Source organism: Streptococcus sp. 3.1, from assembly GCF_016648915.1.
GTDB lineage: Bacteria > Bacillota > Bacilli > Lactobacillales > Streptococcaceae > Streptococcus > Streptococcus salivarius_E.
In genome coordinates this window covers 167551-188385 of sequence record NZ_JACLQV010000002.1, presented here as the reverse complement: position 1 = coordinate 188385, position 20835 = coordinate 167551, and the positions used below count along the sequence as shown (strand labels likewise).

The 20835-nt window shown below is 41.1% G+C and carries 22 protein-coding genes; all 22 read right to left on the bottom strand.

Annotation, left to right across the window (positions count from 1 at the left end):
* The 22 genes from H7U02_RS02205 to H7U02_RS02100 all read right to left on the bottom strand — a co-directional run bounded on the left by H7U02_RS02205 (window position 1) and on the right by H7U02_RS02100 (window position 20756).
* Window positions 1-1407, bottom strand: a complete 1407-nt coding sequence (locus H7U02_RS02205; RefSeq protein ID WP_037599247.1) for a Cof-type HAD-IIB family hydrolase — start codon at window positions 1405-1407, stop codon at window positions 1-3.
* A gap of 146 nt (window positions 1408-1553) precedes the next feature.
* Window positions 1554-2018: an SsrA-binding protein SmpB gene (gene smpB, locus H7U02_RS02200; RefSeq protein WP_002885905.1), complete on the bottom strand. Its 465-nt coding sequence runs from the start codon at window positions 2016-2018 to the stop codon at window positions 1554-1556.
* A gap of 21 nt (window positions 2019-2039) precedes the next feature.
* On the bottom strand, window positions 2040-4493 hold the full coding sequence (rnr, locus tag H7U02_RS02195; protein WP_201042708.1) for a ribonuclease R: 2454 nt from the start codon (window positions 4491-4493) through the stop codon (window positions 2040-2042).
* 62 nt (window positions 4494-4555) lie between these two features.
* Window positions 4556-4792, bottom strand: coding sequence for a preprotein translocase subunit SecG (gene secG, locus H7U02_RS02190; RefSeq protein ID WP_002886135.1), 237 nt, complete (start codon window positions 4790-4792; stop codon window positions 4556-4558).
* Between the two features lie 45 nt (window positions 4793-4837).
* Complete coding sequence (rpmG, locus tag H7U02_RS02185; protein ID WP_002890443.1) at window positions 4838-4984, bottom strand: 50S ribosomal protein L33; 147 nt, start codon at window positions 4982-4984, stop codon at window positions 4838-4840.
* The gene (locus tag H7U02_RS02180) at window positions 4974-6197 is read right to left on the bottom strand and encodes a multidrug efflux MFS transporter (protein ID WP_110980870.1); all 1224 of its coding nucleotides are present in this window, start codon (window positions 6195-6197) and stop codon (window positions 4974-4976) included. Before H7U02_RS02180 ends, rpmG begins: the two co-directional genes overlap by 11 nt.
* 50 nt (window positions 6198-6247) lie before the next feature.
* Window positions 6248-6841 carry a dephospho-CoA kinase gene (gene coaE / locus H7U02_RS02175; protein ID WP_183135731.1) on the bottom strand — a complete coding sequence of 198 codons (594 nt, stop codon included), beginning with the start codon at window positions 6839-6841 and terminating at the stop codon, window positions 6248-6250.
* Entirely contained in the window at window positions 6838-7659 is an 822-nt protein-coding gene (gene mutM / locus H7U02_RS02170; RefSeq protein ID WP_110980872.1) for a DNA-formamidopyrimidine glycosylase, read from the bottom strand. The genes coaE and mutM overlap by 4 nt, the downstream gene beginning before the upstream one ends.
* A 44-nt stretch (window positions 7660-7703) precedes the next feature.
* On the bottom strand, window positions 7704-8603 hold the full coding sequence (gene era / locus H7U02_RS02165) for a GTPase Era (RefSeq protein WP_013990908.1): 900 nt from the start codon (window positions 8601-8603) through the stop codon (window positions 7704-7706).
* 22 nt (window positions 8604-8625) lie between these two features.
* The gene (locus H7U02_RS02160) at window positions 8626-9030 is read right to left on the bottom strand and encodes a diacylglycerol kinase family protein (RefSeq protein ID WP_002890438.1); all 405 of its coding nucleotides are present in this window, start codon (window positions 9028-9030) and stop codon (window positions 8626-8628) included.
* On the bottom strand, window positions 9011-9508 hold the full coding sequence (gene ybeY / locus H7U02_RS02155; protein WP_002890437.1) for an rRNA maturation RNase YbeY: 498 nt from the start codon (window positions 9506-9508) through the stop codon (window positions 9011-9013). The genes H7U02_RS02160 and ybeY overlap by 20 nt, the downstream gene beginning before the upstream one ends.
* A gap of 216 nt (window positions 9509-9724) precedes the next feature.
* Window positions 9725-10564: a BglG family transcription antiterminator LicT gene (gene licT / locus H7U02_RS02150; RefSeq protein WP_201042714.1), complete on the bottom strand. Its 840-nt coding sequence runs from the start codon at window positions 10562-10564 to the stop codon at window positions 9725-9727.
* Between the two features lie 101 nt (window positions 10565-10665).
* On the bottom strand, window positions 10666-11262 hold the full coding sequence (recR, locus tag H7U02_RS02145) for a recombination mediator RecR (protein ID WP_002889030.1): 597 nt from the start codon (window positions 11260-11262) through the stop codon (window positions 10666-10668).
* Between the two features lie 140 nt (window positions 11263-11402).
* Window positions 11403-13517 (bottom strand): penicillin-binding protein PBP2B, encoded by a 2115-nt coding sequence (gene pbp2b, locus H7U02_RS02140; RefSeq protein WP_070576349.1) that lies wholly within the window; start codon window positions 13515-13517, stop codon window positions 11403-11405.
* Window positions 13518-13638: 121 nt separating this feature from the next.
* Window positions 13639-14475 (bottom strand): NAD(P)H-hydrate dehydratase, encoded by an 837-nt coding sequence (locus H7U02_RS02135; protein ID WP_110980874.1) that lies wholly within the window; start codon window positions 14473-14475, stop codon window positions 13639-13641.
* A gap of 3 nt (window positions 14476-14478) precedes the next feature.
* Window positions 14479-15333 (bottom strand): bifunctional methylenetetrahydrofolate dehydrogenase/methenyltetrahydrofolate cyclohydrolase, encoded by an 855-nt coding sequence (locus H7U02_RS02130; protein WP_037597576.1) that lies wholly within the window; start codon window positions 15331-15333, stop codon window positions 14479-14481.
* A gap of 147 nt (window positions 15334-15480) precedes the next feature.
* On the bottom strand, window positions 15481-16257 hold the full coding sequence (locus tag H7U02_RS02125; protein WP_155211676.1) for an alpha/beta fold hydrolase: 777 nt from the start codon (window positions 16255-16257) through the stop codon (window positions 15481-15483).
* 149 nt (window positions 16258-16406) lie between these two features.
* Window positions 16407-16547: a FeoB-associated Cys-rich membrane protein gene (locus H7U02_RS02120; RefSeq protein ID WP_155211674.1), complete on the bottom strand. Its 141-nt coding sequence runs from the start codon at window positions 16545-16547 to the stop codon at window positions 16407-16409.
* A gap of 11 nt (window positions 16548-16558) precedes the next feature.
* Window positions 16559-18697 carry a ferrous iron transport protein B gene (gene feoB / locus H7U02_RS02115; RefSeq protein WP_201042706.1) on the bottom strand — a complete coding sequence of 713 codons (2139 nt, stop codon included), beginning with the start codon at window positions 18695-18697 and terminating at the stop codon, window positions 16559-16561.
* Window positions 18694-19170, bottom strand: a complete 477-nt coding sequence (locus H7U02_RS02110; RefSeq protein ID WP_064523218.1) for a ferrous iron transport protein A — start codon at window positions 19168-19170, stop codon at window positions 18694-18696. The genes feoB and H7U02_RS02110 overlap by 4 nt, the downstream gene beginning before the upstream one ends.
* Before the next feature lie 171 nt (window positions 19171-19341).
* Window positions 19342-20076, bottom strand: a complete 735-nt coding sequence (locus tag H7U02_RS02105; RefSeq protein ID WP_073686440.1) for an amino acid ABC transporter ATP-binding protein — start codon at window positions 20074-20076, stop codon at window positions 19342-19344.
* On the bottom strand, window positions 20076-20756 hold the full coding sequence (locus H7U02_RS02100) for an amino acid ABC transporter permease (protein WP_002890385.1): 681 nt from the start codon (window positions 20754-20756) through the stop codon (window positions 20076-20078). The genes H7U02_RS02105 and H7U02_RS02100 overlap by 1 nt, the downstream gene beginning before the upstream one ends.
* Window positions 20757-20835: the final 79 nt, after the last annotated feature.

Below are 20835 nucleotides of genomic sequence, written 5' to 3'. Positions count from 1 at the left end.
TTAGTCTGCTACCTCAACTGTTTCAATTACAACATCCTCAAGTGGCTTATCTTGAGCCCCAACCTCAACATTGGCAATTTCATCAAGCACCTTGTAAGAGTCTTCATCCACCAATTGACCGAAGACTGTGTGACGACGGTCTAGATGAGGTGTTCCCCCATTTTCAGCATAAGCTTCTGCGATTGGTGCTGGCCATCCACCACGTTCGAGTTCCTTTTTAGCATAAGGAATTTCAGACGTTTGAACGATGAAGAATTGGCTACCATTTGTATCTGGTCCAGCATTAGCCATAGAAAGCGCACCACGGAGGTTATAGAGCTCTTCAGAAAATTCGTCCTGGAAGCTACCACCAAAGCTTGACTCACCACCCATACCAGTACCAGTTGGGTCACCACCTTGAATCATAAAGTCCTTGATAATTCTGTGGAAAATCACACCATCATAGTAGCCACTCTTGGCCAAATTGACAAAGTTAGTAACTGTTAATGGTGCATGATCAGGGAAGAGTTTGATGACCAAATTACCATGATTTGTTTTAATTGTTGCGACTGGACCTTCTACTGTATCCAAGTCAAGTTGTGGGAAATGAAGTTCTTTTTCTACCAATCCGAGTTCCTCCAAGGCATTGAAAATGCCATCTTCTTCTATTGTTCCTGTAACGTAATCTGCTTTTTCTTTCAATTCTGGTGTGGCATTACCCATCGCAATCTTAAGTCCAACATAGTCAAAGATTTCCATATCGTTTGGACCATCACCAAACATCATGGCATTGACTGGTTTAAGATTTTCATGCTCCAAGACATGCTCGACACCAGAGGCCTTTGAGATACCATTTGCTACGACGTCAGAGGAGTGTTCGTGCCAGGGTACCATACGGACATGGGATGCGAGTTCTTCTGGTAATTCAAGGTCACCATCATTTTCCGCAAAAGTCCACATATGGTAAACATCATTCGACAAGTGAAAGTCTGGCTCCACATCACAAAGACCATAGACTGGTTTCATAGCATTATCAATCAAATCTGAACGCTCTGAGACAACTGGCTTATCCTTACCAGCAAAGCCCCAAGCAATCCCAATCTCTTTGCACCAAGCAACAAAGGCTTCTGTAACCTCACGAGCGAGGGGTTGGTTATAAATTTCTTCCCCTTTTCGATTAATCACATAAGTTCCATTGATGGTTACAAAATAATCGGGCTCTAGGTCTCGAATGTCCTCAACGACACCATAGTAGCCACGTCCTGTGGCAATCCCCGTCAAGATTCCTTTTTCTTTAAGCCCTTTGAAAACAGCCTTAATAGATTCAGGAATGTAGCCTGTCTTTTTAACACGAAGGGTGTCGTCAATGTCAAAGAAAACAATCTTAGTCTTCTTGGCCTTGTATTTTGTTTTAGCATCTACTGGCATCGCTAATCTCCTTTACAGTATCACAGCTAGAGTCAGGTATAGCTAGTATCCTAACTAAAGACCGCATGGTACTCTCATTATATCATGTCTTAAAGCCAAAAACAAAAAATCATCTAAGACTATAGTAGTCTTAGATGATAGGCAGTTTAACGATTAACACTCTTGATAATACGTTTAATATCACGCTCTTGTTCACGACGCTTGATAGACTCACGTTTATCGTAATCGTGTTTCCCTTTGGCAATACCGAGCAATACCTTGGCAAAACCGTTTTTTAGGTAGACCTTAAGAGGAACTAGGGTCATTCCTGTACCCTTAAGATCATTTTGAAGTTTGGTGATCTGTTTTTTCTTAAGCAACAACTTTCTCGTACGGTCTGGATCTTGATTCCAAATATTTCCTTGCTCAAAAGGAGCAATATGGACATTGATTAACCAGGCCTCACCATTCTTGATTTGGGCATAGCCATCTTTTAGTTGGATGCGGGCCGCACGAACAGATTTAATCTCTGTTCCTGTCAGCACGATACCTGCTTCAATAGTATCAACGATACTATAGTCATGTCTAGCCTTTTTATTCTGAGCAACAACATTGCCTTCACCCTTTGGCATAGCAGTCCCTCCATTCTCATCCTATTTTCGTTTTTTAGCAACGTCCTTGTAAAAAGGTTTGTTCCCTTTTTTCTTACGACGACCACTCTCACGTCCCTTGTTATCATTATGAGGACGGTTTTGATTTTTACGTTTGTCTGGTTTCTTAGATGACTTACGTTTTTCTTCATAAGAGCCTTTACGACCATTACCATCTTGACGGTTACGGTTATCCCCACGTTTACCACGATGTTCGAAGTCTCCATTTTGACGGTCACGACGTGGACCTCTATTGCGGAAGGTTTTCGCCTTCTCTTCACGTTCCTGACGTGCCTTGTGGTCTACTTTTTCAGTGATGTCATACTCACTTGGAAGGTATTGGAAGTCAATGTCTCCTGTTTCCTTATCCGCACGTGTTAATTTAACACGGATAGGCTGACCAACTCGGAAAGTCTTACCAGTTTTTTCACCCTGAAGTGTCATGGTACGTTCATTGTAATTGTAAAATTCTGGAAGGGTGGTGATGTGAACCAAACCTTCGATGGTGTTTGGCAATTCCACAAACATACCGAATTTAACCACACTTCCAACAATACCGTCGAATTCTTGACCAACAAACTCTTCCATGTATTCCGCTTTTTTCATAGCTTCAACGACACGTTCGGCATCAATGGCACGACGTTCAAGAGTTGAAGATGATGTCGCTAACTCAGGAATAACCTCTTCAAAATGTTCACGTGTTTCTTGAGACATATTGTTAGTGTACTCACGAATCATTCGGTGAACCAAGAGGTCTGGGTAACGACGGATTGGACTAGTAAAGTGGGTATAATACTGAGCCGCAAGTCCATAGTGTCCGTGGTTGTGTTCTGAATAGCGGGCTTGTTGCATTGAACGAAGCAGCATCATGTTCATGACCTCTGCTCCAGGTTTTCCCTGAACTTTGGCCATAAACTCTTGCAAGTCTAGCTGATCCATCTTATTGGCAGTTCCTTTGATTTGAACACCAAAAATAGAGGCATAATCCATGAAGCGTTGCAATTTCTCAGCTTTTGGCTCTTCGTGGATACGGTAGATAAATGGCAACTTAGCCTTAGCGAAATGCTCTGCCACACATTCATTGGCAGCCAACATGAAGGATTCAATCATTCGCTCGGCTGTTCCACGTTCACGCACCACGATATCCACTGGCATCCCCTTCTCATTTACCAAGATACGAGCTTCAGATGTATCAAAGTTAAGGGCACCACGACGCTCACGCATGTCTTCTAAAATCTTATGCAGTTCTGCCATGGCTGATACAGACTCCATGATTGGCTTAAACTGCTCAATCTTTTCTGGATTTCCAGCCAACATCTCATTGACATCACTGTAGGTCATACGGAAGGTTGTATTAATCACAGATTGGCAAATCTTATGATTAACCACCTTACCTTTTGGAGTAATCTCCATAATGGCTGACTGAGTCAAGCGATCAACATTGGGATTTAGTGAACAAATACCATTTGAAAGACGCTCAGGCAACATTGGCACCACACGGTCTGTCACATAAACCGAAGTCCCACGTGCTACGGCCTCACGGTTAAGAGCTGAACCTTCAGTGACATAGTAGGACACATCGGCAATATGAACACCAAGCTCAAAATTACCATTTGGCAAACGTTTAATATGGACCGCATCATCCAAGTCCTTCGCATCAGCTCCATCAATAGTAAAGGTTACCTCTTGACGAAGGTCAACACGACCAAGGAGGTCTTCCTGACTAGGTGCATCTGGTACAGCTTCTGCTTCCGCCATGACATCCTCTGGGAACTCTGAAACAATATCCATTGATTCTAAGACTTCCAAGACATCAATACCAGCATCCCCTTGATGACCAATAATGTCACGAACACTTCCTACGAAATAATCATAGTGACGGTTAGGGTATTTTTCAATATCAACCTTGATAATTTCAGTACCGTCTAGGGCAACTGGTTCTTTCTTAATATAAATTGGCTGCTGAATTTTTTGATTTTTAGACTTAATGTAACCAGCATAAGGTTCTTTCTCGTCGCTAAGGATAAATTTCCCTACAACAGTCTTAAGCGAACGTTCTACAATTTCAACAACCCGTGCTTCTGCTGCCGTCCCACGCAAACGATCCGCTGGCTTCTTGATAACAACAGCAACAGTATCACCGTCAATAGCATGGCCAACATCATTACGACCAATGAACATATCATCTTCACTGTCATCGACATGCAAGAAACCAAAACCGTTCTTATTGGCACGGAAAACACCTTCAACAGTCACCTGATTTGGATTTTCTTTCTTAGGACGCAAGGAAACAGAGCCATCTCGATTAAAACGCAACTGCCCCTTACTTTCCATGGCTGATATGGCCTTGATGAGCTGAGGAAACTTTTCTCCCCCAGCATGATTAAGAGCCTGGGCAATGTCGTTTACACTGGATTTCCCATGCTCCTTCAAATAATTTATAATAGATTCTTTCATGATTTCCTTTTCTTTTATTTATTGACTATAACGCAAAAAATGAGCCAACCTCAGTCAGCTCATTACTTACTTGAGAGAATGGAAAGGACGATTGCATCTACAATCCATAGAAAAACCATGATTCCTGTAAAGCGTTGCATAAAGGCTTCAAAACCACGTGGTTTACTACGTTCAAATAGTGCTTCTGACCCACCACCATCAAAGACATTGCTACTTGGATTCTTTTGTGGCTGCATGAATACCGCAATCACAATAATAGCTGACATCACCAAGAGCAGCGTTAATAATAAGTCGTACATAGTTATTCCTCCGAAAAAGTCCTTTTTATTCTACCATAGAACCCTTTAAGATTCAACATGTAAGGTTACTTTTCTATCCTTGGGGCAGAATTTGGGTACCTGAATTTTCTCAGGATGATTTTGTTTATTTTTACTTGTGAGATAGTTGATGCTCCCACATTCACTACACTTTAAATTAATTTTAACTCTCACCTATATTCTTGACTCCTAGCGATTTTCTAAAGATGATTAAGGACCAGACAAAATTTCCAAAGACAATCATTGCGGTCACAAAGAAGACCCAGCGATAACCTAGTCCAGTCGCAACTGCCGAACCAACAAAAGGACCTAAAACTTGTCCAATGTATGAAAAGCTTTGATTAAAGCTAAATATTCTTGAGATTCCTTCCTTGGGTGTCATCTTGGTCAATAAAGAATTGACACTAGGCATAAGGGCACCCACACCGAAGCCATAGGCAAAACGTAAGATACCCAATTGCAAGGCTGAACCGGCAAAACCACAAAGGAAATACAAGAGGAAGCTATAAAATAGCCCCATTAAAAGCAAGCGATGATTCCCAATACGGTCTCCCAATTTTCCCAGAAAAGGGGTACTCAAGAGACTAGAGAAGCCCATAGCAGAAACAATTAAACCTGAGTAAAAAAGGATATTGTCCCTCTGACCTAAATAACGAATATAGAGGGCCAACATAGGCGCAATCGATTGGGCAGAAATCTGGATAATCATACTGGTCACAAAAAGGCCAATCAACATAGATTTGCTGGGAATTTTCGCACAAATCTGAGAAAGAGTCATCATCTCTCCCTTTTCGATAGGTTGAAAATTCTCTCGCAAACCAAAGACAGTTAAGAGGCAGCAGATAAATAGAATGAGGCCCACCAATAAAAAGGTCCCTCTCATACCAAACGCCTCAGACAAGGTACCACCTAACAAAGGGCCAATCAGAACACCTGCCGTTAGACCCGTAGATAAGGTCCCCAGGGCATAGCCAGAACGGTTCTGAGGAACCTGACTAGCAATTAAAGCTGTGGCATTTGGAACATACCCCGCAAACAAACCATTCAGCGTTCTTAAGAAAAGCAGCCAGAAAACATTTGGGACTAAGGCAAGACCTCCCATTGTAAAAGTCATCACCATGCTGGCTCTAATCATCATGGGCTTTCGGCCATAACGGTCAGCCAAGCGTCCCCAAACAGGTGAAACCAAGGCCGAGGCTAAAGCAGAGATGGCAACAGACAAACCAGTATACCATTCAACCATGTCTCCTTTAACACCTAGTTCCTCAATGTAGAGGGCCATGAAAGGCATAACAATGGAGAAACTAGCTCCAGTAAAGAAGGTTCCTATCCATGCAATTTTAAGGTTACGTTGCCAATCAGTACTTTTAAGCTCTTTTTGGCGCAAATAATCATCTTCTTTCTAAAATTCACTATCCATTATATCACAATGGTTAGCTATGAGGAGCTAGGTAAATCATTTATTGCGCTCTTCACTTTCTCCTTCAAATCATCGAGACTAGCATTATTATCAAGAACCAAGCTGGCATAAGGCTTTTTCTCTTCTAAAGACATCTGGCTAGCGATACGCATATTAGCTTCCTTTGAACTTAAGTGATTACGTTTCATCAAGCGTTGGCGCTGGACCTCAGGTAACACTGCCACCAACCAAATCTGGTCAAACCAGTCCTGATACCCATTCTCAATAAGTAAGGGAATATCCATGAAAAAAACATCTTCTTTCTTGGCCAAACAATCCCTTTGAGTTGCTAGTTCCTCTCGAATAATTGTCCCTTGAATCTCAGCAGACCGATGTCTCATCTCCTCATTCGAAAAAATCAGTTGCCCTAGTTTAGGACGATTCAATTCTCCATTAGGAAGGAGAATCCCCTCTCCCAACCAATCAAGCAAGGCACTATACAAACGGCCTCCTTTGGCCTGCATATCGTGGACAAGCTGATCAGCATCAATGACCTTGTAACCTGCCTCTTTAATCATTTCAACAACCGTTGATTTTCCTGAAGCAATACCACCTGTTAACCCAATAATCATCGTTTCTGACAATGAGGACACAAATGTGTCCCTCTTCCTCCTAACTTGATTTTTTCAATTGTGCTTGCGCAGCGTGGACAAGGCTGTCCCGTCTTTCCGTAAACCTGCAAATAGTTCTGCATGGTTCCGTCCTCACCAAGGGCATTACGATAGGTCCTTATGGTTGAGCCGCCTTTTTCAATGCCAAGCTGTAAAATGGCAATCGTTTGATCATGGACCCGCTTCATGGCTACCTTACTGAGTTCCTTTGCTGGCATTTCAGGATGAACCTTGGCCGCCCAAAGCACCTCATCAACATAGATATTTCCTAGACCAGCCACCAATTTTTGCTCCAAGAGGAGACTTTTAATGGGCTTTGCAGAACTCATCAAGGCTCTCTCAAATAGAGCGTATTTGAAGGCCTTCTTAGTAGGTTCAGGACCAAGCTTTTTCCTTGTAAAATAAGCCTCCTCTTGACTTTTAGCCAATAAATCAAAGGTTCCAAACTTGCGGACATCTTGATAGACGAGGGTGGAGCCATCATCTAACTTAAAAAATAAGTGAAAATGCTTGTTGGTAGGAACTTGATCTGTAAACAGCAGGTATTTTCCCTCCATACGCAAGTGGGAAATCATAATCAACTGTCCAAAGTCAAAAATCAAGTACTTGCCTCTTCGTCGCAGGGCTTGAATGGTTTGACCAGGTAAATCAGTCAAAAAACTATCGTAGGAGGTCTTAATCATTTTTGGAACCTTGACCTCAAGCGACAAAATAGTCCGACCTACTACTAACCGTTCTAAACCTCGTCTAACAGTTTCTACCTCAGGTAACTCAGGCATCTGCTCCTCCTTCTAGCAAGAAAGCCGAGCAAGTGCCCAGCTTTTTAATATTCTTTTTCATTGTAACCAAAATCGGCCAAATCAAGTTTTTTATCACGCCAATTTTTCTTAACCTTAACCCAGGTTTCAAGGAAGACCTTGTCCCCGAGCATGACTTCAATATCTTTACGAGCAAGGGTACCAATTTTCTTGAGCATGGAACCTTGTTTACCAATAACAATCCCTTTTTGGCTGTCACGCTCAACCATGATTGTCGCACGAATATGAATCTTATCCGTGTCTTCATCACGCTTCATCTCATCAATGACAACCGCAACAGAGTGTGGAATTTCTTCACGTGTCAACTGAAGGACTTTTTCACGAATCATCTCTGATACCAAGAAACGCTCAGGGTGATCGGTGATTTGGTCCGCTGGGAAATATTGGAACCCTTCCTCAAGGTTATCACTCAAGACATCCACAAGGTGGGAAACATTGTTCCCTTGGAGGGCAGATATCGGAATAATCTCCTTGAAATCCATTTGTGTACGGAAATCGTCAATCTGCTCTAGGAGCTGATCTGGATGGACCTTGTCAATCTTATTGATTACCAAGATAACTGGAACTTTAGCTTGTTTGAGGCGTTCGATAATCATATTATCACCCTTACCACGAGGCTCATCCGCTGGTACCATAAAGAGGACTGTATCAACCTCACGAAGGGTTGAATAAGCAGATTCCACCATGAAATCCCCAAGAGCCGTCTTAGGCTTGTGAATCCCTGGGGTATCGATAAAGACAATCTGTTCCTTATCGGTTGTGTAAATTCCCATAATTTTATTGCGGGTTGTTTGAGCCTTATCACTCATGATAGCAATCTTTTGCCCCATAACATGGTTCAAAAACGTTGATTTTCCTACATTAGGACGGCCGAGAATAGCCACAAATCCTGATTTAAATGTCATATAACTTCTTTCCTATTTCGTTTTAATTGAAAATTAAGTGCCAAATTTTAGGTATGAAAACAATCATCCCCGTAATAACTGCATAACAAGAAACCACTAAAACAGCTCCAGCGGCCATATCCTTGGCATTTTTTGCTAGCATTGAAAAGTGATAATTACTAGCTAAATCGACAACATTTTCAATGGCAGAATTAACAATCTCTAGGGCAATTACGAGAAAAACTGCCATCAAAAGAAAGAGCCATTCTGTCGCAGACACACGGAAAATCAAGCCAGCCAATACCACCAAGATAGCTGAAACCAAGTGCTTGCGCATATTGCGTTCTTCTTTAAAAGCCGTTATTATTCCTGTCAGAGCAAACTCAAAACTAGCTGTAAATTCTCTATTTTTCCACTTTTTTTGTGGATTATTGTCGCGTAAGTCCATAAGCAGTCAAAATTTCTTCCTGTAATCCAAACATTTCCGCTTCTTCTTCTGGGGTGTAATGGTCATAGCCATTGATATGGAGAAAACCGTGAACAGCCAAGAAACCCATCTCACGTTCAAAACTATGTCCATAATCCTCAGCTTGTTCATGAGCCTTATCAACGGAAATAAAGAGTTCACCGATATAACTATCAAACTCTCCCATCATTTCAGCTAATTCAGGATTTTCAGCCAACTCTTCCTCATCAAAGCTAATATCTAACTCAGGCTTATACTCCAAACTAATGACATCCGTTGGACGGTCTGTATCACGATATTCCAAGTTTAGTTCGTGGCTGCGTTCGTTGGTTACAAATGTAACAGCCATTTCCTTGTCTTCCTTGCCAAGTTTTTGTGCTGCAAAATCTAGCAACTCCAAAGTTTGTTCTTTTAATTTCTCAGAGACTTGTCCAGTCTCGTCAATCATTTCAATATACATAAGATTCTTTAGGAACGGCTATGCTCACTCCAAGCACAGAACCGCTCGCTTCCTTTCACTAACTCATTAGCTTTTTATAGAAATACTCAAATACATAGAATCCTAACTTTGAGTATTTTTAGTTTAATATTAATCACCTCATTATACCATAAGGACACAGAAAAAGCAGACTTAAGTCTAATTGTCTGCTTTTTGTATGGCCTCTCCGTGAATCGCTTACTTATCCAAACTATCCTTAAGACGTTGAATATGAATGGTTAAATAGACCTGTTCGTCCAAACTCAATTCAAAAGTGTAACCTGTCTTAATATAGTTAGCAATCTTTTGGGTACAGATAAAGGATTCTGGATAATTTACCCTAACCTGCTCGTAAAGAAAAGCATCATTTTTACCACCACTAACCCCACTCACAATCCGTTGGGCTAGGTATTGGAGATGGGTCATAAAACGGTTATACGAGAAACTATCCTCATCCAAATCATAACCAAAATGAAGACGGACAATGTCACTAATCCCAACCACAATTTGAGTCATCTGTCGGTCTTTTTCATGGAGACCCGCATCCTTTTGTGCATTGACAAAATGTAAAGCGACAGAGGCAGCCTCATCATCTGCCAATTTAACTTCTAAATCCTTGGCAATCAAACAAAGAGCTTGTTTTCCAATCTCATACTCCCGAGGGTAAAATTTTCGAACCTCCCAAGCCAAGGGATTCTGCAGAGAAATACCTTCTCCACTTCTTTCAATGGCGTAATGTAGGTGGTCAGCTAGGGCGATGAAAAAAGAGGGGTCAAACTTGGTTTGTAAGACAGCTTCAGCAAAAGTAAGGATATTCAAAAAGACCTGCATTTCACCTTCAGGCAAATTGACATAAACACGAGACCATTCCTCTACTGCCTCTGTATTTTCTAAAACAAAAGTCTTTTCAATCTTTTCCTTATCAACAAAGTCTCCGACCTTCTTTTGAAAGCCCAGTCCCTTGCCCATGACAATGTATTCCACATTATTATCCAAAGCCTGAACAACATTGTTGTTTAAAATCTTTTCAATCTGCATCATGATCCCTCGTCATTAAAGCGTTTACTTTATTTTACCAAATTTTTAATGAGAAACCTACTTACTGCAAACGAAAAGCGCTGGACTTACCAACACTTTTCCTAAAGTTCTGTTCGATTTTCGATAGCTCTTAGCAAGGTCACTTCATCAGCATACTCGATGTCAGAACCAACAGCCAAACCACGCGCTAAACGAGTCACTTTGATTCCCGCAGGTTTGAGGACACGTGAAATATACATAGATGTTGCCTCACCATCTGCTGTTGCATTAGTAGCAATGATAACTTCGTCAACCTCGCTATCCATAAGACGAGTAATCAAACTTTTCAAGTTAATATCATCTGGTCCAACACCATTCATAGGGGAAATAAGCCCTTGAAGCACATGGTAGAGACCACGGTATTCCTGAATCTTTTCCATAGCTGAAACATCTTTGGAGTCTTCAACAACCAAAATCTTAGTACGATCTCTCGTTTCATCTGTACAAATGTTACAGGGATCATCATCTGTCAAACGACCACAGACCGAACAATAAGTCAATTCACGTTTGGCTGCTAAGAGGTTTTTTGCGAAATCATTGACATCTTCATCAGACATGCTAATAGTATAAAAAGCTAGGCGTGTCGCTGTTTTAGCCCCAATTCCAGGGAGTTTTGAAAAACTATCAATCAGCTTCGCAATTGGAGTAGGATAAAGCATGAAGGTCTCCTGTTCTTTATATGATTTTATTCATCTCTTATCTTTTGTCACTGTCATGGATATGTCTTTACCCAAGAACAAATACTCAAACACTATATCACAGAAAAATCCCTCGTGCAAGGCACAAGAGATTTTCATATTTAGTGAGTATTTTGATAAAGTTCCATGATAGCTTTGACCGCATTTTGATGAGCCTTACTCTTCCAGTCTAGAGCATGTGGATACATAATCCCAACTGCCAACTTAGTACCATCTTTGGCAGTCGCATAGGCCACTGCATTAAGGTTAACCGTTGTTACAGAGTTACCGGAAGCATCCGTTGCATAAGTTTCGGCTGTCCCTGTTTTACCACTAATTGGAATAATAGAACTTGCCATAGCTTTACCAGTCGCAAGGCTAGAACCGGAATTAACGACATCATTAAAGCCTTGTTGGATAATCCCCATCTGCTCAGAATCAAGAGGTAAGGTATTTAATACACGTGTATCTACCGTTGAAGCTAGAGTTCCTAAGCTACCATTAGTACCAGCATCATAGATACCTCCCACAATATGAGGTGCTACACGTTTACCACCATTTGCAATTGAAGCAACATATTGAGCCAATTGAATAGTTGTATAAGAGTCGTACTGACCAAAAGCTTCTGTCAAGACGTTGGCTACATTGTAATTCTTAGAAATATAACCTTCTGATTCTCCAGGCAAATCAAGCCCTGTAGATACCCCCATACCAAAATCAGCGTAGGTATCACGAAGTGTCGTCATGGCCTTATCCATATTGTCAGTCGACAAGGCCATGCCTGGAACATATTGTTGGCCAAGTAGTTTGATTGCAATCTGCACCATATAGGTATTTGATGAATATTCTAGAGCCTGTGTCGCGGTAATAGGACGGCTACCTTGATCTGTAAACCAAGACGTAATCGAGGCTGAACCAGCAATGTTGATTGGTTGGTCAGTCAAGACCTGATTTCCATAGATGGCACCTGAACGCCAACCAGCAGTTAGGGTTGCTCCCTTAACAACAGATCCTGGAATAAAGACATCAGTGATTGTTCCTAAGGCATTTGCTTTAAAATCTTGTGCTCCTTGTTCATGTTTTTGCCCCGCCATGGCAAGTACAGCACCAGTGTCAGCATTCATAACAACTGCATACATTCCTTCAGAATAGGTAGCTTTGTTCTCTGAAATCTCTGAAGAAAGCTGTTGACCTAGGATATCTTCAACTCCTTTTTGGAAATCAAGGTCGATGGTCAACTGCAGATTGTTACCCTTACTTCCCTTTTGAGTGATTTTATCACTATCAACTTCGCCTTCCTTGTCTACTGTAATCTCACGAACAGTATGTTTCCCTTGTAGCTTCTCCTCGTATTCTTTTTCTAGATAAGAAGTTCCTACACGGTCATTAAGGGCATAACCTTTTTTGAGGTATTCCTTGGCATCTTCTTGTGGCAAACCTGCTTCTGAACTTGAGACTTTCCCGATGAGAGGAGACAAGGCTGAATCAACCGTATGACGCTCCCAATCCTTAGCAACCGTAATACCATTAAGTTCCTTCTGTTTAGCCGCTACAATCGCAATTTGTTCAGGCGTCAAGTCTCCTGTTTTCAATGTGACTGTTGAGAAATTAGAAACAGCATTCATCTGTGAGTAAATGTAGACAATCTTAAGCTCATCCTCAGTGTAATCCACTGCTTCATCAGGAACGGCATCAACAGCATTGTTGTAAATAGTAGCTTCAGCTAATTTATTACCAAACTTATCTGTTTTCTTGTCCTTTGGAAGATCATTAACCACACGTTTGTAGGTGGCAGAATCCGCTAGATAGAAATCGCGTTTCTGGCGTGCTGTTACCTTCGTCTCCGTTAGTGTTACCATGGTCGCTAACTTTTCAGCGACCTTCTTCATAGTATCTGATGACACCAAATTGCTACGTGTAAAGGTGATAACGTCCTTACTCTGGTTGGTCGTAAGAGCGACCCCCTTAGCATCAAAGATTTGCCCACGTTCGCTTGCAATTCTAACCGTATACTTGGAGTTATCCTCTAATTTTTTCGTATAAAACGATTTGTTATAAACCTGCATATAGGTCAAACGTGCAAAAAGCAACAAAAAAAGGACAAAGACTACACCAAAAAGCAAGTAAACACGACGTGAGATGTTTACTGGCTTTCTAGGCTTATTCGCTCGTTTTTCTTTTTGTTTTTGGCGCCGTTTTTCCCATTTTTGACTGAGTTTTTTCGAAAATGATGTCACTTTTTTTCCTCTATGTTCTCATAAAAATTCTCTTTTATTTTATCACAAATAAGCTTCAGCAATCTTAAAAAAATGTCGAAATCTAAAAAAACTTGCCTCAATATAAGACACGTTTTTTAGATTATATTGACAACTTTTTCATCCAGCTAGGAATGGCTTTACTGATATGTGTCGGCAAAACCACATAGGCATTTTTAGCCAGATCATCAGCAATAGCTGAGTGAAGCCAGGTAGCTACTGTGACAGCCTTATAGCGATCAATTGAAGGGAACTGGGCCAGAAAACCAGTAATCATACCAGCTAAGGTATCTCCCATTCCTCCTGTGGCTTGATAAGGCCCACCAACTTCTAAATGAGCTACTTTTTCACCTTGATAGACAGCCGTCTTGTGACTCTTGGCAACCAGGATTGTCCCAGCTTGGAACTCACCTAAGGCTTTTTGAGTGTTGGAAACTGTCTGCTCTGGAATCCTAAAACCAGACAAGCGTTCCCATTCTTTTTGATGTGGGGTGAGAGTAAGGTGACAATCTGGTAAGCTCTTCTTATTCTTCTTAGCCAAAAGATTGAGAGCTGAACCATCAACAACCAAATTTTGATCTGCCCTAATATTTGCCAGCACCAAGTCCATAGCCTGACTAGCTGCACCATCTTCACCTAGGCCAGAACCGATTAATACCACATCAGCTGCCCTAAGATTCTCAAGAAATCTTTCAGTCTCTCTAAGGTCAAAAGCCATGGCTTCAGGGAGATGAGCATGAAGGGCTGTGATATTTTCACGATCCGTAGCCACTGTGACCAAGCCTGCCCCACTATTGACACAAGCTATGGCAGCCATAATGATGGCACCACCATAAGGATAAAGCCCACCAACTAAAAGCAATCGACCGTAAGAACCCTTGTGAGACTCTCTCAAGCGAGGTGTTATCACTTGCCTAGCTAAATCGTCATCAACTTTCATAAACTATCCTTTCGCACTACGAAGAGCAGCTTGATAGGTCTGTTCCATCAGCATAGTAATAGTCATAGGGCCTACACCACCCGGAACAGGCGTGATCATGCCAACCTTATCTTTCACTTGATCAAAATCAACGTCACCACAAAGTTTGCCTTCTTCATCACGGTTGATTCCCACATCAATGACAACAGCACCCTCTTTGACATAGTCTTCTGTTACAAATTTTGCACGTCCAATAGCTACAATCAAGACATCTGCCTTGCTACAAACCTTAGCCAAATGCGGTGTTCGTGAGTGGGTCAAGGTAACTGTTGCATTCTTTTCTAGAAGAAGCTGAGCCATAGGTTTACCAACAATATTACTACGTCCGATAATAACTGCTGTCTTACCTTCCAATTCAACATTGTACTCACGAAGGATTTCCATAATCCCAGCCGGTGTACAAGGCACCATTTGACGGCGACCATTCCAGAGATTACCAGTATTCATAGGATGAAAACCATCAACATCTTTTTTAGGATCAATAGCCAAAAGAATACGCATTTCATTAATATGATTAGGCAGTGGCAATTGAACCAAGATACCATGGAAAAGCGGATCCTGATTATAGCGCTCAATAACTTCAATCAACTCTTCCTCACTAATACTCTCAGAAAGATTGACCGTCTGACTATGGAAGCCAGCCTTTTTAGCAGCACGTTCCTTATTACGCACATAAACCTGACTGGCAGGGTTATCACCGACCATGATTACCACGAGTCCTGGCACAATCCATTCCTTTTCTTTTAGACGTGCTACCTTTTCTTGCAATTGATCCTGCATTTTAACAGCTAGGGCCTTACCATCCATTATTATCGCCATGGGTGTTCTCCAATACATACTTTTTTTCAATTATACCATAGTGAGGACTCTTTGTGACTAAATTTTCTAAATTTTCAAAAAGACGTTTCAAGTGAAAACTAAAAAAGCTGGAATTGCCTTCCAACTTCTTCTGATTATCTTTCGTGACTAATCCACAAAATCATTTTGCTGGCTCCAACCCTTAATAACCTTCAAGGTCTTCTGCTGGTATTTGCCACTTTCATACATGTGATCTGCACCTGTTAAGGAAACGAGAACAGAATCACGGTAGTTCTTAGCTGTTCTTCTAGCAATATTAGGATGAGTCATCTTATCCTTGGTTCCTGAAATGACGAGAACAGGACATAAAATGTTACTAAAGTCCACATAAGCTGCCTTTGTCTTATCAAACCAATGAAGAGCCATCTGAGTATAAACTTTTCCTGATTCAGGAACCAGACCAGCAAAAACTTCCTCTTTCAAAGTTTCCTCTTGTTCATTCATGCAATACTTGAAAAACTCCTTTTTATAAGGGGGCATGGCTTTTTTCCAAAACCCCCAGCGTAAAAAGTGTTTGCCAAAACAAGCTAACATGGTTGGATAAAAGGCATAAATATCTGCTGTCGGAGCAGGTCCCATGAGAATCATACCAGCAACTTCTGTCTTTTCAGCAACCATTTGAGCCACCAGACAGCCTAAAGAGTGCCCTAAAATGAGTGGTGGTTGGTCTAGACTTTCAATCAAAGCCACTAAATCATCTCGATAGTCCTGCAGGGTAACAGTCCCAACTTTAGCTAGGCACTCTTGATAAGGTAGGTCATGGTAACGAAAGCTAGGTGTATGCACCTTGTATCCCATTTGACGTAGACCTGTCGCAAATTCTCCCCAAACATTGCCATCACACCAGGTCCCATGAATTAGGACAATCTCTCTGTTCAAAACCATTCCTTATACATCTCCCTTTTTTGTTAAAAATTTAGATTATTTATCTATCTTATAGTATCATACTTCCAACCTACATACCTTTATACATTTCTTACAATCGTAAGAAAATAGTCTCTTATTCATTTAAGAGACCATTTTTCTATATATTATTAGCGATTAACCTTATGCATTTCTTCCTTAACCGGACAAGAACACTCACAGTCGCCACAAGAACCTTTTCCTTTGATATAGTGACGGATGCCAAGACCAGCTAAAGCAAAAATAATAAAAGCAATGATAAAGGTAGACATAACAATTCCTCCTAAATATGGGCTTCTTGAAGATTATCCAAGCTTATGATTGTATCCTTAATCTGACGTGGTTTACGAAGGACAAAATAAGTCAAAGTGCCTAAAAGCAAGACTGCCACGAGAGTCCAAAGTGTTAATGGTTTACCGTAGAGTATAACTTGGCCAAACTGATAAAGAATTAAACTCACACAATAAGCTAGACCTGTTTGAAAACCGATAGCACCAACCGTCCATTTAAGATTGGCCATTTCACGCTTAATAGCTCCAATAGCCGCAAAACATGGGGCACAAAGTAAATTAAAGACTAAGAAGGAATAAGCTGCTAGGGAAGAATAATCTCCTCGTAAAGCCGCAGCTAAACCAGCTTCACTGCTATTATGATAGAGAATACCAAAGGTGGCAACAACAGTCTCCTTGGCAGCTAAGCCTGTAAGAGCCGCAACTGTTGCCTTCCAATTTCCAAATCCAAGCGGATCAAAAATCCAAGACAAACTCCTACCGAGAGTCGCCAAAATGCTGGCTTCCGTATCTACCGTATGTAGCGTAAAGTTGTAGTTAGACATAAACCAGATAAGAACTGTCAAACTGAAAATGATGGTTCCCGCACGTTTGACAAAACTCATAGCCTTACCAAAGGCATAGCGCAAAACTGACATGGCTTTAGGCCAATGGTAAGCAGGCAATTCCATTATAAACGGACTGGTTAGGCCACCCAAAAAACTCGTCTTTTTGAGGGCAATACCTGATAAGATAATGGTAGCCATCCCAATAAAATAAGTACTTGGTGCTATTAATGAGTTACTAGGGAAGAAAGCTCCAGCAATCAAGGCAATTATTTCCAACTTGGCCGAACAAGGCATGAAGGTTGCCGTCATAATGGTAATGCGACGGTCCCTTTCATTTTCAATAGTTCGACTAGACATAACCGCTGGAACCCCGCAACCTGTCGAAATCAACATGGGAATAAAGGATTTTCCAGAAAGCCCAAAACGTCGGAAAATACGGTCCATAACAAAGGCAATACGACTCATATATCCAATGTCCTCAAGCACACCCAAACAGATAAAGAGCACAAAAATTTGAGGAAGGAATCCTAGTACTGTCCCAATCCCAGCGACGATACCATCAATAATCAAAGACTTAAGCCAGTCCTGAACTTGAAGAAAGTCAAGACCAGAAGTTACCAAATCTGGAACATACTTACCAAAAAGCACATCGTTAGCCCAGTCTGTCCACATGGTTCCAACAGTTTGGATAGATAAGAAATAAACCAAATACATAACTGCTGCGAAAATTGGTAAAGCCAAAATACGGTTGGTAACAATCCTATCAATCTTATCTGACAAGGTCAGGGCAAAATCTTCCGTATGACTTTGAGCCATCTGGCAAACACGTTCGATAAAGGCATAACGCTCATTAATGACAATTGACTCCGCATCTTCAGTGAAAACTTCCTCAGTGATACGAATGATATCTTTGATTTCTTTTCGTTGGAATGGGGACAAGTCTAGCTCAGCCTCAACTAAAGCATCGTGTTCAAAAAGTTTAATGGCATAAAAACGCGCAGACCTTTGCGGCACCGAATTTCCCAAGACTTCCAAAATTTGTGAAATAGCAGCTTCTAATTTATCATCATAAATTGGAAAGGCAATATCACCGACTGTAGAAGTCGTCGTATGGGCTGCCTTCTTCACTACCTGATCCACACCAGTTTGCTTGAGAGCACTAGTAGCTACTACTGGGACGCCTAGATGATAAGATAATTTATCAACATTAATTTGTTTTCCCTGAGCCTCTAAAACATCACTCATGTTAAGCGCTAAAGTGACTGGAATACCTGTCTCAATCAACTGCGTTGTCAGATAAAGGTTACGCTCCAAATTAGTCGCATCAACCACATTTAGAATACTTTCGGCCCTTTGGCTCAACAAATAGTCACGCGCTACCTTTTCTTCAGGGCTATAGGGTGACATTGAGTAAATCCCTGGTAAATCCTGGATTTCTAAATCCTTATTCTTTTTGACCAGACCACTTTTTCGTTCTACAGTAACACCCGGCCAGTTACCAACACGCTGATTGGTCCCTGTTATCAGGTTGAATAAACTGGTTTTACCACTATTAGGATTACCTATTAATGAAATTTCTGTCATTTTTCCTCTCCCTCGTCCAGCATGACCACACTAATCATTTGCGCTTCCGACTTGCGTAGGGTTAATTCATACCCTCTCAAGCTAATTTCTAAAGGATCTCCCAAAGGGGCTACCTTACGCAATAAGACCCGAGTACGCTTTGTAATTCCCATATCCATAAGACGCCGTTTGGTCTCATTTGCTGAAAAAATATCAGTAACGATAGCCGAACGTCCAACTGGTAATTCAGAAAGAGGTATCTTTTCCTGATCTTCCTCTGCAGGTGCCAAATCAATCTTATCTAGAATCGAAGCATCAAAGGCTAAGCGACTCCCCTTCACGATAATAATAGCACTGTTCTTGGTCTTAGTTACCACCTCAATCATTTCACCGGCAGCCAGCCCTAGGTTAGATAAGTGCAAAAGACTATCCTTAGGGAGGTTAATGCCAAGAATCCGGTAAGGCGTTTTTAAGGCCGCATCATATATGAGCATATTTCTTGACCTACTTTATTATTTTTGATATGGCATCATTATAGCATATTTATCCATCTTTTCCGCAAAATTATCCTAAACAAGAATAATTCTAGAAAAGCAGAACACAAAAAGAAAAGGCCGGAAAAGTTCCAGCCTTCACAAACAATGTATACATACTTAATGAATATCTTACAAAACCTTACTCAAGAAATCCTTAGTACGATCTTCCTTAGTATTATCGAAAATCTCTTGTGGTGTTCCTTCTTCTACAATAACACCACCATCCATAAAGATAACACGATCAGCCACCTCATAAGCAAAGCCCATTTCGTGGGTAACAATTGCCATTGTCATCCCTGATTTAGCAAGGTCCTGCATAACTGCAAGAACTTCACCAACCATTTCTGGGTCAAGGGCTGATGTTGGTTCGTCAAACAAGAGAACATCTGGATCCATAGCCAAACCACGTGCGATCGCAATACGTTGTTGCTGACCACCAGATAGACTTGTTGGGTAGGCATCTGCCTTATCTTTCAAGCCAACCTTTTCTAAAAGTTCCATAGCTTTCGCGTCCGCATCAGCTTTTGAAACACCCTTGGTTTTAATCGGTGACAAGGTGATATTTTCCTTAACTGTCATGTTCGGGAAGAGGTTAAACTGTTGGAAAACCATTCCCATTTTTTCACGCATCTTGAAAATGTCGTTATTCTTATCTGTAATATCCACACCTTCAAAAGAAATAACGCCTTTTGTAGGTTTCTCAAGCAAGTTCATTGAGCGTAGGAAAGTTGATTTTCCTGATCCTGAAGGACCAATGATAACCACTACTTCACCCTTTTTAATATCTAGATCAATCCCTTTGAGAACTTCATTCTTACCAAAATACTTGTGAAGATTTTTAATCTCAATAATTGTTTTTGCCATTATTTACGTCCCTCCCCAAGTCGTTGTTCCATTTGTTTCAAGAGTGCCGTCATAGCTGTTGTTACAATCAAATAATAGAAGGCTGCGAACAAGAGCGGCGTCAAAGTCAAGTAGGTCGTTGTTGCAACAGTTTGTGCACCATTCCACAATTCCATAACCCCAATGGTTTGCAAGAGCGAACTATCCTTGATAATAGTGACAAACTCGTTACCTAAGGCAGGCAAGATATTTTTAATAGCTTGAGGCAAGACCACATAACGCATGGTATTCCATGGACGGATACCAAGTGAGTAGGCTGCTTCAATCTGACCTTTAGGAATAGACTCGATACCTGCACGTACACTCTCAGAAATATAAGCACCACTGTTCAAAGAAAGGACGATAATACCCGGAACGATACGTGACAAATCAAGGTTTAAAATCCCAAACTGCACAGTTGGAAGGTTCATGTGGATGAGGTTAAAAGCAATCATAATCTGCACAACCATAGGAGTCCCACGGAAAACCCAAACATAAAGGCTTACTAGCCACTCCAAAGGTTTGATTCCAGAACGCTTGGCCAAGGATACCAAAACCCCGAGGATGGTTCCGAAGAAGACCACGCAGACCGAAATCATAATTGTTACTAAGACACCATAGTTAAAGTAAGACCAAAACTGCGGTAGAAATGAAAAATTCATCTAGATACTCCTTACTAATATTCTTCAATATTATATCAGAAGACTGTATAAAAATAAAGTATTTTCTTATAAATGCGAT

Excerpts from the sequence above, each read along its gene's own strand:
- H7U02_RS02100 (WP_002890385.1), bottom strand. The coding sequence starts at position 20,756 with ATGAATTTTTCATTTCTACCGCAGTTTTGGTCTTACTTTAACTATGGT.
- era (WP_013990908.1), bottom strand. The coding sequence starts at position 8,603 with ATGACATTTAAATCAGGATTTGTGGCTATTCTCGGCCGTCCTAATGTA.
- H7U02_RS02110 (WP_064523218.1), bottom strand. The coding sequence starts at position 19,170 with ATGCTCATATATGATGCGGCCTTAAAAACGCCTTACCGGATTCTTGGC.
- H7U02_RS02160 (WP_002890438.1), bottom strand. The coding sequence starts at position 9,030 with ATGGACTTACGCGACAATAATCCACAAAAAAAGTGGAAAAATAGAGAA.
- rnr (WP_201042708.1), bottom strand. The coding sequence starts at position 4,493 with ATGAAAGAATCTATTATAAATTATTTGAAGGAGCATGGGAAATCCAGT.
- ybeY (WP_002890437.1), bottom strand. The coding sequence starts at position 9,508 with ATGTATATTGAAATGATTGACGAGACTGGACAAGTCTCTGAGAAATTA.
- H7U02_RS02135 (WP_110980874.1), bottom strand. The coding sequence starts at position 14,475 with ATGAAAGTTGATGACGATTTAGCTAGGCAAGTGATAACACCTCGCTTG.
- mutM (WP_110980872.1), bottom strand. The coding sequence starts at position 7,659 with ATGCCTGAGTTACCTGAGGTAGAAACTGTTAGACGAGGTTTAGAACGG.
- H7U02_RS02125 (WP_155211676.1), bottom strand. The coding sequence starts at position 16,257 with ATGGTTTTGAACAGAGAGATTGTCCTAATTCATGGGACCTGGTGTGAT.
- H7U02_RS02130 (WP_037597576.1), bottom strand. The coding sequence starts at position 15,333 with ATGGCGATAATAATGGATGGTAAGGCCCTAGCTGTTAAAATGCAGGAT.
- H7U02_RS02120 (WP_155211674.1), bottom strand. The coding sequence starts at position 16,547 with ATGTCTACCTTTATCATTGCTTTTATTATTTTTGCTTTAGCTGGTCTT.
- secG (WP_002886135.1), bottom strand. The coding sequence starts at position 4,792 with ATGTACGACTTATTATTAACGCTGCTCTTGGTGATGTCAGCTATTATT.
- coaE (WP_183135731.1), bottom strand. The coding sequence starts at position 6,841 with ATGATTATTGGGTTAACAGGTGGTATTGCTTCAGGAAAATCAACGGTT.
- feoB (WP_201042706.1), bottom strand. The coding sequence starts at position 18,697 with ATGACAGAAATTTCATTAATAGGTAATCCTAATAGTGGTAAAACCAGT.
- H7U02_RS02205 (WP_037599247.1), bottom strand. The coding sequence starts at position 1,407 with ATGCCAGTAGATGCTAAAACAAAATACAAGGCCAAGAAGACTAAGATT.
- smpB (WP_002885905.1), bottom strand. The coding sequence starts at position 2,018 with ATGCCAAAGGGTGAAGGCAATGTTGTTGCTCAGAATAAAAAGGCTAGA.
- licT (WP_201042714.1), bottom strand. The coding sequence starts at position 10,564 with ATGCAGATTGAAAAGATTTTAAACAACAATGTTGTTCAGGCTTTGGAT.
- H7U02_RS02105 (WP_073686440.1), bottom strand. The coding sequence starts at position 20,076 with ATGGCAAAAACAATTATTGAGATTAAAAATCTTCACAAGTATTTTGGT.
- recR (WP_002889030.1), bottom strand. The coding sequence starts at position 11,262 with ATGCTTTATCCTACTCCAATTGCGAAGCTGATTGATAGTTTTTCAAAA.